The organism is Acinetobacter guillouiae CIP 63.46 (assembly GCF_000368145.1).
In the GTDB taxonomy this organism is placed as follows: Bacteria; Pseudomonadota; Gammaproteobacteria; order Pseudomonadales; family Moraxellaceae; genus Acinetobacter; species Acinetobacter guillouiae.
On record NZ_KB849283.1, the window covers coordinates 1,102,187 to 1,115,193 of the forward strand.

Genomic DNA, 13,007 nt, shown 5'->3' on the forward strand with positions numbered 1-13,007 from the left:
TTGCTTAAGATTAGCAAAATACACACGTATTTCACTGTTTAACAGTGCTTTTTCACAAAGTTATAACACTCATACATCAAAATGACTATGTGAGAGTTGTGATTGTAGTGTTTCAAGAATTGTGTAATTGGTTGCATCCATCTGAATTGGCGTAATACTGACACAACCATTGGCAATGGCAAAAAAGTCAGATTGCAGGTTTTGTGCGTTTTTTTGGGGATCTGTCACCGCTTCACCCGCCAAACCAATCCAATAGACTTGACGACCACGCGGGTCAACCTGACTGGTCATTGGTTTTGATTGTATGCGACGACCCTGATACGTAATTTGAGCCCCTAAAATTTCTGCGACATCTGGGATATTGATATTTAAGATATGTCGTGGAGGCAGTTCAGGTAATCCTTTGGCAATAAAGTTGTAAACCCAGTTTGCGGCTTGCGCATAATCTTCAGGGTGGTCATAGGAACGTACATTACTGCCTGCCAATGAAACTGCGATTGCAGGCTGTTTCATCAAACGCCCTTCAAATGCCGCCCCCACAGTTCCAGAATAAAGGACATCGTCACCTAAATTCGCACCACTATTGATTCCACTGACAACTAAATCAAACTCAAAATCAAATAAACCATTCATGGACAAATAAACACAATCAGCAGGTGTGCCGTTTACTGCCCACATATCTGGTGCAACTTGAATCGGTCGAAGTGGTCGATCTAGGGTTAATGCACTTGAAAAACCACTGCGCTCACTTTCTGGCGCAACAATAACAACTCGACCTAATGGTCGTAATGCTTTTGCTAAAGCTTGAATACCTGGTGCAAAAACACCATCATCATTGGCAACTAAAATATTCACTAAAAAGTTCTCTGACTAAAAAATATTAAATGACTGCCGAGTAATTTAATTCAAATTTATTGAACAATTATATATAGTTACTTACTCAATTTTAAATCTAATTTGTGACTATAAAGATGATTACACGTTCTCTTACTCGTACTATTTCTATCGCACTCATCACACTTTGCGCACAATCTGCATTTTCAGAAACATTAACTTCACAAGAATCTGATCGAATTGTGAAAGAAGATATTGCCGCTACACAGGTGCTTGCCGAAGTTTGCCCAGCGTTAATTGGAAACAACCCTGCATTTCAAACTAAAATCGGAAGTTTAACCCAAACCTTATTAAAGGATTTGTCTAAACCTACAACATTGACTCAGCTTCAACAAGATCCAGAATACCAAACCGTACTCAAAGAAGCACAAACCAGTGCCAAAGAAGTTGATCAAGCTGAACACAAAGCAGTATGTGCAGATGTACTTGAACTTCCACACTAACATAAGATAAAAAACCTCCCCCCAATGCGATGTTAAAAAACCCTTTTTTGACATCTTTTGCATTGTTCAGTTTGCGAAAATTTCAAATAAATCTACAACATCGATACACTTTCTCTATATTTTTCACAGTTTTTACGTTTAATCTATGCAGGTTCTCAAATTAAAAATTGATTAGGTTATTTATGCGTATGACTTTAAAAATGCTTACATTAAGCCTTGTTTCAGCAAGTGGTTTGTTTATGACCCATGCTTTTGCCGCATCTGACAAAATCGAAGTCACACAGCAACAAGTATCTAAAGAAGAATTGGCTGCAATTTATGTATTGTCGGATATCTGCCCGAGTCTAATTAAAACAGATGCTGCGTTTAATAAAGGTTTTGATCACTTGCTTAAAGACTATATGCCTAATGACAAAGATCCTAAAGCAACCTTAAAATCACTTGCCAAGCAAAAAGATTTCCAAAGAGCATTAAAAGAAGCAAAAAGTGATGCTAAAAAAGCGGGTGATACTGAAAACACAGCAATTTGTAATGACATTAGTAACTATCAGTCATAACGATTTCTGCAATTTATTCAACAAATATTGAATTAGTTACAATAAGTAAGAAATAAGCCGACTTTCCTTATAGAAGTCGGCTTTGCTTTGCCCTAAAATGCTAGCCTGTTTGTGCTCATATAACGATTGGAACGACCTAGAATGACTCGAAAAAGCGCCATTGCTGCATTATTACTTTTACCTTCATTTTCTTATGCAGCAACCGTCTTAACAACTCCGCCAGAATTAAATAATAAATCGTATGTCTTAATGGACTATGAGACAGGTCAAATTCTTGCATCGAAGAATGAAAATGAAAAATTAGCACCTGCTTCGATGACGAAAATGATGACGAGTTACATCATTGAGCAAAAACTTCTTAAAGGCGAACTGACCGAAAGTGAAAAAGTTCGCATGAATGAGTCTGCATGGTGTCGTGGTAGCAGTACTGAATCTTGTATGTATGTGCCGTTAAATGGTACTGCAACAGTTTTAGAAATGTTACGAGGCATTATTATCCAGTCGGGTAATGATGCATCTAAAGCAATGGCTGAACATGTTTCAGGTAATGAAGGTTCATTTGCCTATGCAATGAACCAAGAAGCCAAACGTGTGGGCATGGTCAATACACACTTTATCAATGCAACAGGTATGCCTGCTGAAGGTCATTACTCCACTGCAAAAGATATGGCGGTACTTGCTAAACATATCATTCATGACAGTTCAAAATATTATCCTATTTATTCTGAAAAAGAATTTACCTTCAACGGGATTAAACAAGGTAACCGTAATGCCTTGCTTTATACTGACCCAAGTGTTGATGGCTTAAAAACAGGTCATACAGAGGAAGCTGGTTATTGCTTAACCACATCTTCAAAACGCGGTCCAATGCGTTTGATTTCAGTGATTTTTGGTGCACCGTCTATGAATGAACGTGCGAGCCAAACACGTTCATTGTTATCTTGGGGTTATTCAAACTTTGAAACGGTCAGCGTTCAACCTGCAAATCAAGTGCTTGCTAAAGCAAAAGTTTATTTTGGTAAAGAAAATGATGTACAAATTGGTTTAGCTGAAAACTTCAATGTGACCATGCCTAAAGGTCAAGCCAATGCAATCAAAACACAAGTCACTGTTCAACCCAACTTAAATGCACCATTAAAACAAGGTCAAGTCGTTGGTAAATTAACAGCAACCTTAGATGGTAAAGTGATTGCTGAAAAACCATTAGTGGCTTTAAAAGCTGTAGAAGAAGCAGGCTTCTTCTCTCGCTTAATCGACCATATCAAAATGTTCTTTAGCAACTTGTTCTAAGTTATTCGCTTAAACCTAATATTGAATCTATTAGACTAAAGCACAGGCATCCTGATCACAGATTTGGATGCCTTTTTAATTTATACTCGGTAAAAATACACTGGTTAAATTTGCTTTTGACATGGAAGCCAACATGAAAAAAAATATTCGTTCGTATTTAAGTCATCATCCTAAAATTGATTCAACTTGTTATATTGACGATCTCTCCGTTGTGATCGGTGAAGTAACTTTGGCGGAGAATGTATCTGTTTGGCCTTTTGCAGTGATTCGTGCTGATGTCAATCACATCAAAATTGGTCGTTATTCTAATGTACAAGACCATTGCATGTTACATGTCAGTCATAAAAATGATGCTAAACCCAATGGCTCACCTTTAGTGATTGGGGAAGATGTGACCATTGGACATCATGTCACCTTACATGGTTGTACCATTGGCAACCGTGTTTTAGTGGGAATTAATACCATTGTTCTAGATGATGTAGTGATTGAAGATGATGTCATGATTGGTGCGGGCTCACTGGTTCCACCGCGTAAGCGCTTAGAAAGTGGTTACCTCTATGTGGGAAGCCCAGTACAAAAGGTTCGACCTTTAACTGATAAAGAAAAGGAATTTTTGCCTTATTCCGCAAGACACTATGTCAAAGTAGCAAATCAATATTTAGAAGCGAATGATTAGGGATACAACAAACATATAAACATCTTTTAAAGCATATTGATTATTTGAATTAAGTGGTTCAAGTCGACTTCGTTCCACTGAAGCACAGTGGAATGAAGCCTATATTTTTTAGATCAAATTTCTATTTTGAAACATTGTAGTATTTGGTTAATTCTTCAAATACTGGTGCTTTGACATTATCTTTTAAGATATATCGAGTAATCACACCTTGATCTGTATGTATTTCCATAAAGATATTTTGAGAACTTTTAAAGTCCCCCATAAGATTGACTGGAATAAGCACACTGTTGCGAGAGCGATTTGCCTTAAAAGCAAAATCAATTTCAGTTGGTCCAATCACATTAAATGAGTGACTTTTTGCGCCATCACTAAATACAACTTTTTCAATATTATATTTTGTATAGGCACTATTTAAGCTAAGTTTCACTTTTAAAAAATCTTTATGTGTCTCATTCCACACTACGGTGACGATTGGACAAAGCTCATTTGGCTGACAAATTAATAATCCCTGCGTACCTAAATTTGAAGTAGCGTCATTAGGATTTGAAGCACACCCAGTAATTAGTAATACACTGAAAGGTATACATAATAATTTCTTTATCATACTTTTTTAAATCCTATTGTATGCCCAAAAATTGAAATGGTGGAGCGACCTTAAAAGAAGAATTAGCCTTACCTGCATAAACTTTTGCTTGATCAGCACCCAACTCAAGCTTTCTGGTTTGACCATCTTTAAAATCAATCTCTTTTAAGTCTACCCAAAAAACATTTGGTGATACAGCAGATTCAAAAAAATAAAGTCCTCGCTTATGATCTACCACTGTACGCCAACGTGTAGAGGAGATATTTGGCTCTTCTTCTGTATTGAGTCCAAACGGAACAGATGTGTTACGTATCACGCTAAATACACTTGCTAAAGAATATTCAGGTGTCGCATCTTTAGGAATCGCATTAATATAAAAAGACGCTCTTGCAAACCGATCTGCAGCTCGATTGGTCCCAGGTAACATCGTTGTTCCACCAATTTGTTTCCAATATGTATTTAACGCCAATTGCTGATCAAAGGTTGGAGAGTTTGTCATCACTTGATATTGTCGATTATGATGGATGACCTGCTTACCACCAATGTATTCAATAATAGCACTGTCACCCGTTGCATCTGAAATTGATAAATGCAGAGTCGCTAGTCTTTTTTCACCTGGCACTTGATCTGTTACTATCATAAACGGCTCTTGTGCTAAAGCCTGAATTGCTTCATCTACTGTTGCATAGTTATCTAAAACATACTGCGCCCAAAGTGAGATACTTAATGGCGGTTTTTTATTGTTTTTAACATTTGGATATTCAGACTCAACCAGCCAAAGTAAATTTGCAGCCAAACCCTTTTCATTCACACCATCTGTTGTTGAAATATCATAACCTGTTGCGACAACACTGCCATATTTAGATGTCCATTGAATCGATTTTGGCCCAGCCATACCACTGCGTTTTACATTATTGGGCAATATCCACAAGTTTGTTCCAACATCACTTTTCCAATCCATAGAACGTGCTGTCATCACATCATTATTGCCTAAATAAACAACCCTCGTACATGCCGTCGCCAGCTCAGCCGCAACCAAAAGCCCTGCTGCAAACAATACCTTTTTTATTGCCTTTTTCATGATTATACTCACTTATAAAATTACTAAAGTTAGACTTATTTTTGACTCAATATAAGCATATATTTCCAATAAAATATGCTTAAACTATATTTATCAAAAAAGTTTATTTCCATTCTATTTGTGATTACACATCTTTAAACGATAGATCCATGAACTAATTAATTTTGGATAACCATACCTATTCAACGAAGCATCCAATAAAACCAAATTGAATAAACACACTATTAACAGGAAAAATAAATAATTGTTAAGTTTAATAAAATTTTATATATACGTATTTTTTATCATATGTTTCAATCATAGTAAATGCCTTATTCGGGTATTTATTGTACAAAAATAAATTAAATGCCATTCACCATAAAACCAATAACTTTGAAATATTTACTTATGAGTTGCTACCTCTATCTATTGGTCATTACTGATAAGAATTAAAATAATAAAAAAAATTATTTCATAAATTGATGTCACATTTAATTGCATTTAGAGATCAAGATATAAGAATATTTTTATTAAACTTTTTACATGAAGTATCACAAAAAAACCATGGGATAAATCTTTCCTTTATAAAATAAGCAAATAAAAATTTAAAAAAAAATAAACAAAACTCGACCATGAGGTATTTTTAAACAGGCTATAGATATAAATCCTTTTAGGGTGATCAAAGAAAACCCTTATGAACATAGCCACCACGCGCTAAATTTTGTAGAATAATACTTTATCTCCCTTGGTGCTGGTCATGACCGCTTGGACACCCCACGTTACTGTTGCGACAGTTGTAGAAAAAGATGGAAAATTTCTTTTTGTAGAAGAATATACTGAAGGTGTAAGCCATACTGTGTTCAATCAACCCGCTGGGCATGTTGAATCTGATGAAACCATTATCCAAGCTGCGTTACGTGAAACCATGGAAGAGACAGGATATGCAGTAGAAATCAATTCATTACTGGGAATCTATACCTATACCCCACCCATGTTTCCAGACCGTACCTATTTTAGATTTTGCTTTTTAGCCCATGTAACTGAATACTTTTCAGACGCGCAACTTGATACAGATATCATTGGTCCGCAATGGATGACGCTTGAAGAACTGCTTGAATCTGCTCGCGCAAGAAGCCCTTTGGTCATTAAAGCTGTACAAGACGCACTTTCTGGGCAAAAATACCCGCTTTCGCTCATCTATGAGCACCAAAACTCTCCTTTAATTTCAAATTTGGATGCCTAATCCTATGCAACAACGTGTCATCGTCGGTATGTCGGGTGGTGTAGATTCATCTGTTTCTGCTGCACTTTTACTTCAACAAGGATATCAAGTTGAAGGGCTTTTCATGAAAAACTGGGAAGAAGATGATGGCACGGAATATTGTACCGCAATGGATGACCTTGCTGACGCACAAGCTGTGTGTGACAAAATTGGGATCAAACTCCATACTGCAAATTTTGCAATGGAATATTGGGATCGCGTTTTTGAACATTTCTTAGCAGAATATGCCGCTGGGCGTACGCCAAACCCAGATATTCTGTGTAATAAAGAAATTAAATTCCGTGCGTTCTTAGATCATGCTGTCAATTTAGGCGCTGATTTTATTGCAACTGGACATTATTGTCGTCGTGGCGAAACGGCCACCAATTCAAAAGGCGATCAATATGCGCCTTTATTACGTGGTGTAGACAACAACAAAGATCAAACTTATTTTCTTCACGCGGTTCATGGTCGTGAAATCAATAAGACCTTGTTCCCTGTTGGTGAGATTGAAAAACCACAAGTACGTAAAATTGCTGAAGAACTTGGTTTAGCTACTGCCAAGAAAAAAGATTCAACGGGGATTTGCTTTATTGGTGAACGCCGTTTTAATGACTTCTTAAAACAATATTTACCGGCTCAACCTGGGAAAATTGTCTTAGATACAGGAAAAGAGGTTGGTGATCATCACGGCTTAATGTACTATACGCTCGGTCAGCGTGGTGGTATTGGTTTAGGTGGACTCAAAGGTGCAGAAGAAGGTGCTTGGTTTGTTCTACATAAAGACATCGAAGGTAATCGTCTTGTGGTTGGACAAGGCCATGAACATCCACTGATGCAGAGTACCATTTTATGGTCTGAAACAATTGACTGGGTTGCAGGTGAACAAGCGATTCCAGACACAGGTTTCCGATGCACGGCAAAAACTCGTTACCGTCAGCCTGATCAAGCATGTACAATTTATAAAGATGCAAACACGCCAAATGGTGTTCGTGTCGAATTTGATGAAGCACAGCGTGCCGTTACGCCGGGACAAAGTGTTGTTTTCTATGTCGATGAAGTCTGTTTAGGTGGAGGTGTGATTCATCATACCAATGCACCAAAACCAGATTTTATTGAGTAATGATTAAAAATTATTTAAAGGAATTTAGGCATGGTTGAGTTGCCCTTTCAACAGCCTCAAACTTTGAATCAACGCCAAAACCGAGCTTTGGCGTTAGCAGCTGTGTTTCAAGCAACACAGCTGACGCATATGACTGCAATGTCAGGACGTCAAAGCATTGGTGAAAGCGGTAATTTCTATTTTGAACAGCTCATCAAAGCCAGCCTCAATATCCGTGCCACTGCCAATTCATCAGGTCAAACTTTAGACTTCTTCAATCAATTGGCAGACATCTCCTTAGGTTTAAAAGCTTTAGAAAGTAGTATTACGCAACCTTTCTCGACATCACCGAAATCTAGAATTCCTAAAATTGCCAATGCAAAACTGCCAATGACTTATGCTATGTCATTATTGGCCTTGGAAAAAAAAGTTTATAGCAATCCAAAGTTTGTTGAAATTATTGAACAATCTCAACAAAAAATATTAAAACAGCTGTCTTTTTTTGATAATAACTATTTACATCCAAGTATCATTGCCAATTTAGCACAAACCTATGTCGACACTGCTGGTCAAATTAACCCTCGAATTCTAGTCCGTGGTAATGCAGAAGCCTTTAAAGACTCTGCACATACCAATCGTATCCGTGCCAGTTTATTCACAGGCTTACAAATGGCTCACCTATGGCGTCAATTAGGTGGTAGTTCATGGAATATGATCTTTAGCAAACGTAAACTTCTTCAAGATATTCAAGATCTTGCTCGATTACAATATCAGGTTGTTTAATTTGATACTGTTCGAGTTACGCCATTCGCTCTAATTCCAAAATTTAAGGAATCTTTATGAACGCTTTAACCGCACTTTCTCCACTAGACGGACGCTATGCAAGCAAATGCGATGCATTACGCCCTTACCTCTCTGAGTTTGGTTTAATCCATGCTCGTGTGACTGTTGAAGTGCGTTGGTTACAAGCGCTTGCGAATCGTCCTGAAATCACAGAAGTTCCAGCTTTTTCTGCTGCAACCAATACAGCTTTAGATGCCATTGTTACTCAATTTTCGGAAGATGATGCTAACCGTATTAAAGAAATTGAACGTACCACTAACCATGATGTAAAAGCGGTTGAATATTTCTTAAAAGAAAAAATTGCACATATTGATGAGCTTAAAAATGCAGGCGAATTTATTCACTTTGCTTGTACTTCAGAAGACATCAACAACCTTTCTCATGCTTTGATGTTGAAAAATGGTCGTGAAGTGTTAGTTGTTGCTATGCAACAAATTGTTGATTCTATTGTGGCTTTAGCTGAAACACATGCAGAACAACCAATGCTATCACGCACCCATGGTCAAACTGCGAGCCCAACGACTTTGGGTAAAGAAATGGCCAACGTTGCATATCGTTTAGCGCGTCAAATCAAACAATTTAAACAAGTTGAATTATTGGGCAAAATTAATGGTGCGGTAGGTAACTACAACGCGCACTACTCTGCTTATCCAGAAATCAACTGGCCTGCTCACTCACAAGCATTTGTTGAATCACTCGGTTTAACCTTCAACCCTTATACAACTCAAATCGAACCACACGATTACATCGCTGAATTATTCGATGCTTTACGTCGTTTTAACACAATTCTTATCGACTTTAACCGTGACGTTTGGGGCTATATCTCTTTAGGCTTCTTTAAACAACGTTTAAAAGAAGGTGAAGTCGGTTCTTCTACAATGCCTCACAAAGTCAATCCAATTGATTTTGAAAACTCTGAAGGTAACTTGGGCATTGCCAATGCAGTATTAGCCCACTTAGGCGAAAAATTACCAATTTCTCGTTGGCAGCGTGATCTTACCGACTCGACTGTATTACGTAACATGGGTGTTGGCTTGGCACAAAGTTTAATTGCTTTTGAAGCATGTTCAAAAGGTATTGGTAAACTTGAGCTTAATGCAGCACGTATTCTTGAAGACCTTGATCATGCTCAAGAAGTATTGGCTGAACCAATCCAAACTGTAATGCGCCGTTATGCAGTTGAAAAACCATATGAAAAATTAAAAGCATTGACTCGCGGTCAAGCGATGACACGTGACATGATGGTTGATTTTGTCAATGGCACTGAACTTGAAGCCGTACCTGCTGCTGATCGTGCACGTTTGGCTGAAATGAGCCCTGCGACTTACACGGGTAATGCTGCGGATCAAGCCAAACAAATTAAAGATTTGATTGCTAAAATCTAAGCTTTTAATCTTCTAAAAGACCTGAAAATGCGAAGCCAATGCTTCGCATTTTTTTGCTTTTTGATTACAATGCGCAGTAATAATTTTTAGAAAATACCATAATGATTTATCATGCCTTAACAAAAAAACATTGGCTTGTTCTTGCTATTCTTGCAATCGCAATCATTCTTGCCAGTATCAATCCTTTAGAATATCCATCCTACATGCTGCATCAGATTGGCACCTTGCTCATGCTGATTACCCTGTTTTTCTGTCTAAAGAAAATAGGGCTGACATTTTCATCATTTTTATTGTATATCCTCTTCTTGGTGATTCATGTCATTGCAGCACATTATCTTTATTCTTATGTGCCTTATAATGATTGGTCAATCAAATACTTACATTTTGATCTCAATCAAGCAATGGGTTGGACACGTAACATGTTTGACCGCTTTGTACACTTGTTCTATGGTTTATTCCTTTACCCATTTTTCTACCGAATTTTCCAAGTCTGGTTACCAAGCTTAAAGCCTAAAACCTTATTTTTATTGGTCATTCAATTTGTTATGGCAACCAGTTTATTTTATGAATGGATTGAATGGTGGATTGCCATTGGCCTATCTCCAGAAGAAGCTGAAAACTACAATGGGCAACAAGGTGATATATGGGATGCACATAAGGATATGTTCTTAGCCACCATTGGTGCAATCATGACAGGACTAGTCTCTTTAAAAGCTGCGACAAAAGGGAATCATCCTCAATAATACGGACTTTCCTCTCAATATACTCACTCAGCGATCAAGTTCTTGGTGAGTATAGAATCCACTGAGTTTTACTTTTGCAATCTTTGTTTATTCTCTAAGATATCGGGCAAACTGCGCTCGATCCAACCAATCAAATAGTTTAATTTTTCAGCCGCTTGTGCACCTAAAATCGTCAATTGATACTCTACTTTCGGTGGTACTTCAGGGTAAACCGTTCTCAATATAAAGCCATCTTGCTCAAGCACTTTTAATGTCTGTGCCAGCATTTTTTCGCTGATCCCCTCAATTCGATTGCGCAGTTCACTAAAACGTTGTACACCATCATTTAAACAACGTAAAACCAATACAGACCATTTGCTGGTTAAATGCTCCAATATTTCTCTAGATGGGCACTGACTGGATAAAACTTGACCAATTAAATCACTTGAAGCATAGATGCTCATAAATTCTCTCTACACAGTAATTAGCTTACTTTTAGGTACGTACTTACATATAGTAAGTTTAATGATTATGATAATAACATCAAGTTTAAAAAACATCCAATTTAAATCATATTTAAAGGTGAATTTATGAAAATCGCAATTACAGGTGCAACGGGTCAACTTGGACAATTGGTGATCCAAGCCTTACTTCAACATACTGCTGCTGAAAATATTGTGGCGCTGGTTCGAAATATAGATAAAGCACAGTCGCTCAAACAACAAGGGATTGAACTTCGCCTATTTAACTATGATCAACCTGAAACATTAATACCTGCTTTACACAATGTAGATAAATTACTTTTAATTTCAGCCAATGAAATTGGTCGTCGTACCCCACAACATAAAGCAGTTATAGATGCCGCAGTCGCAGCCAAAGTTGAACACATTGCCTATACCAGCTTACTCAATGCAACAGATAACCCACTCGGTTTAGCGCAAGAACATCGTGAAACAGAAGAACTTATTCTGCAAAGTGGTTTGAAATATACGTTTTTACGCAACAATTGGTATAGCGAAAATTATCTTGGTAACGTTAAGCATACTGCGGAAACAGGAACGCTTTACGGCAGTGCTCAAAATGGAAAAATCAGTTCAGCTTCTCGTTTAGATTATGCTGAAGCTGCAGCCAAAGTCCTTGCTTCCTCAGGACATGAAAATAAAACCTATGAGCTTGCAGGTTCAAATCATTTTACCCTTGCAGATTTAGCCTCTTATATCGCTTTGGCATCAGGTAAAACTGTACAGTATCAAGATATCAGCCCAGAAGATTATACTCAGGCGCTTCTCACAGCAGGATTACCCCAAGCACTTGTAACGGTTATTGTTGATGCAGATGTACAGACTGTAAATGGTGCAATGTATAGTGAAAGTAAAGACTTGGAACATTTGATTGGTCGTAAAACAACGCATATTCAGGATCAGGTTAAAGCTTTATTTTAGGTATTTTAAAGATGAGCATGGGCTTAAATACAAAATTTAAGCCCATGCTATACTGAGTAATTAAGGATGAATATTTTTGATAGGGAAATCGATATTCATCTCTAGATCTGCGAGGGACTGCCTTTCTGTGTTGTACATGGTTGCACGGAACACCGCAATTTTTTTCATCGTCATTGGATCATTAATATTCAGTATTGGTCTAAGTTTATGCTTAACATATAAATGAATCACTTCATCAAATTCTAAATAAACGGGTCCATCAAACATAATCTTGATCGGGACTTGATATCGTCGTTTTAACTTAAATGGCACCGAAAGTTTAATCGGAATATCCACTTTTAAAGGAAATTGAGGCAACAGTTTATTTTGATAAACCAAGTCGGTAGTTGTTTCTAATGGCATTAGCGTTTCAATCTGAATATCAGTCTCATAATCAAGCTCAACCTCAATCGGCGTTGTCACAACAAAACTTAAATTAGCCAAATATTTGCCTTTCAAAGGTAAAGCCAACTCACGGTCAATCGTCAACTCAGTATCTAAAGCGCCTTGTGCATGTGTTTGTAAATAATTCCCCACATGGATTTTTGTCGGTAAAGATTCCGACAATTGAATTTGTGCGCTTTGTGCAGAAACCTGCATTGAGGCATGAATATTCAAATATAACCAAACGCACAGTGCAATGAGCAACACGACGCTGATAAAAGTGAACAACAAATTTCGTATAGATTTAAAGATCCACATTTCCATAC

At 37.4% G+C, this 13,007-nt stretch carries 15 protein-coding genes; 10 read left to right on the forward strand and 5 right to left on the reverse strand.

Annotation, left to right across the window (positions count from 1 at the left end; all coding sequences use genetic code 11):
• Positions 1 to 69: 69 nt before the first annotated feature.
• Positions 70 to 855: a 5'/3'-nucleotidase SurE gene (surE, locus tag F981_RS10375; protein ID WP_004721271.1), complete on the reverse strand. Its 786-nt coding sequence runs from the start codon at positions 853 to 855 to the stop codon at positions 70 to 72.
• Positions 856 to 971: 116 nt separating this feature from the next.
• Between surE and F981_RS10380 the strand changes: the two genes are divergently transcribed.
• From F981_RS10380 to F981_RS10395, 4 genes are all read left to right on the forward strand, one after another.
• Positions 972 to 1,337 carry an MCR_0457 family protein gene (locus F981_RS10380; protein WP_004721272.1) on the forward strand — a complete coding sequence of 122 codons (366 nt, stop codon included), beginning with the start codon at positions 972 to 974 and terminating at the stop codon, positions 1,335 to 1,337.
• Between the two features lie 182 nt (positions 1,338 to 1,519).
• Positions 1,520 to 1,894: an MCR_0457 family protein gene (locus F981_RS10385; RefSeq protein WP_004721274.1), complete on the forward strand. Its 375-nt coding sequence runs from the start codon at positions 1,520 to 1,522 to the stop codon at positions 1,892 to 1,894.
• A gap of 141 nt (positions 1,895 to 2,035) precedes the next feature.
• A complete protein-coding gene (dacC, locus tag F981_RS10390; RefSeq protein WP_004721275.1) occupies positions 2,036 to 3,184 on the forward strand; it encodes a D-alanyl-D-alanine carboxypeptidase PBP5/6 in 1,149 nt (382 codons plus the stop codon).
• A gap of 133 nt (positions 3,185 to 3,317) precedes the next feature.
• Positions 3,318 to 3,860, forward strand: a complete 543-nt coding sequence (locus F981_RS10395; RefSeq protein WP_004721277.1) for a gamma carbonic anhydrase family protein — start codon at positions 3,318 to 3,320, stop codon at positions 3,858 to 3,860.
• A 121-nt stretch (positions 3,861 to 3,981) separates the two neighbouring features.
• Here the strand turns inward: F981_RS10395 and F981_RS10400 are convergent, their stop codons facing one another.
• Entirely contained in the window at positions 3,982 to 4,464 is a 483-nt protein-coding gene (locus F981_RS10400) for a hypothetical protein (protein ID WP_004721281.1), read from the reverse strand.
• A 13-nt stretch (positions 4,465 to 4,477) separates the two neighbouring features.
• The gene (locus F981_RS10405) at positions 4,478 to 5,524 is read right to left on the reverse strand and encodes a linear amide C-N hydrolase (protein WP_004721283.1); all 1,047 of its coding nucleotides are present in this window, start codon (positions 5,522 to 5,524) and stop codon (positions 4,478 to 4,480) included.
• Positions 5,525 to 6,260: 736 nt separating this feature from the next.
• Between F981_RS10405 and F981_RS10410 the strand changes: the two genes are divergently transcribed.
• The 5 genes from F981_RS10410 to F981_RS10430 all read left to right on the forward strand — a co-directional run bounded on the left by F981_RS10410 (position 6,261) and on the right by F981_RS10430 (position 10,837).
• Positions 6,261 to 6,746 (forward strand): NUDIX hydrolase, encoded by a 486-nt coding sequence (locus F981_RS10410; protein WP_004721286.1) that lies wholly within the window; start codon positions 6,261 to 6,263, stop codon positions 6,744 to 6,746.
• A gap of 4 nt (positions 6,747 to 6,750) precedes the next feature.
• A complete protein-coding gene (mnmA, locus tag F981_RS10415) occupies positions 6,751 to 7,887 on the forward strand; it encodes a tRNA 2-thiouridine(34) synthase MnmA (RefSeq protein ID WP_004721289.1) in 1,137 nt (378 codons plus the stop codon).
• Between the two features lie 30 nt (positions 7,888 to 7,917).
• Positions 7,918 to 8,649 carry a high frequency lysogenization protein HflD gene (hflD, locus tag F981_RS10420; RefSeq protein ID WP_004721292.1) on the forward strand — a complete coding sequence of 244 codons (732 nt, stop codon included), beginning with the start codon at positions 7,918 to 7,920 and terminating at the stop codon, positions 8,647 to 8,649.
• Between the two features lie 56 nt (positions 8,650 to 8,705).
• Entirely contained in the window at positions 8,706 to 10,094 is a 1,389-nt protein-coding gene (gene purB / locus F981_RS10425; protein ID WP_004721294.1) for an adenylosuccinate lyase, read from the forward strand.
• Positions 10,095 to 10,195: 101 nt separating this feature from the next.
• On the forward strand, positions 10,196 to 10,837 hold the full coding sequence (locus F981_RS10430) for a DUF2238 domain-containing protein (RefSeq protein ID WP_004721297.1): 642 nt from the start codon (positions 10,196 to 10,198) through the stop codon (positions 10,835 to 10,837).
• Positions 10,838 to 10,905: 68 nt separating this feature from the next.
• Here F981_RS10430 and F981_RS10435 read toward each other — a convergent pair whose 3' ends face one another.
• Positions 10,906 to 11,280, reverse strand: coding sequence for a winged helix-turn-helix transcriptional regulator (locus tag F981_RS10435; protein WP_004721299.1), 375 nt, complete (start codon positions 11,278 to 11,280; stop codon positions 10,906 to 10,908).
• A 126-nt stretch (positions 11,281 to 11,406) separates the two neighbouring features.
• Here F981_RS10435 and F981_RS10440 point away from each other — a divergent pair, with 126 nt between their 5' ends.
• Entirely contained in the window at positions 11,407 to 12,258 is an 852-nt protein-coding gene (locus F981_RS10440; protein ID WP_004721300.1) for an SDR family oxidoreductase, read from the forward strand.
• Positions 12,259 to 12,318: 60 nt separating this feature from the next.
• Here F981_RS10440 and F981_RS10445 read toward each other — a convergent pair whose 3' ends face one another.
• Positions 12,319 to 12,999 carry a hypothetical protein gene (locus F981_RS10445; protein WP_035371575.1) on the reverse strand — a complete coding sequence of 227 codons (681 nt, stop codon included), beginning with the start codon at positions 12,997 to 12,999 and terminating at the stop codon, positions 12,319 to 12,321.
• Positions 13,000 to 13,007: the final 8 nt, after the last annotated feature.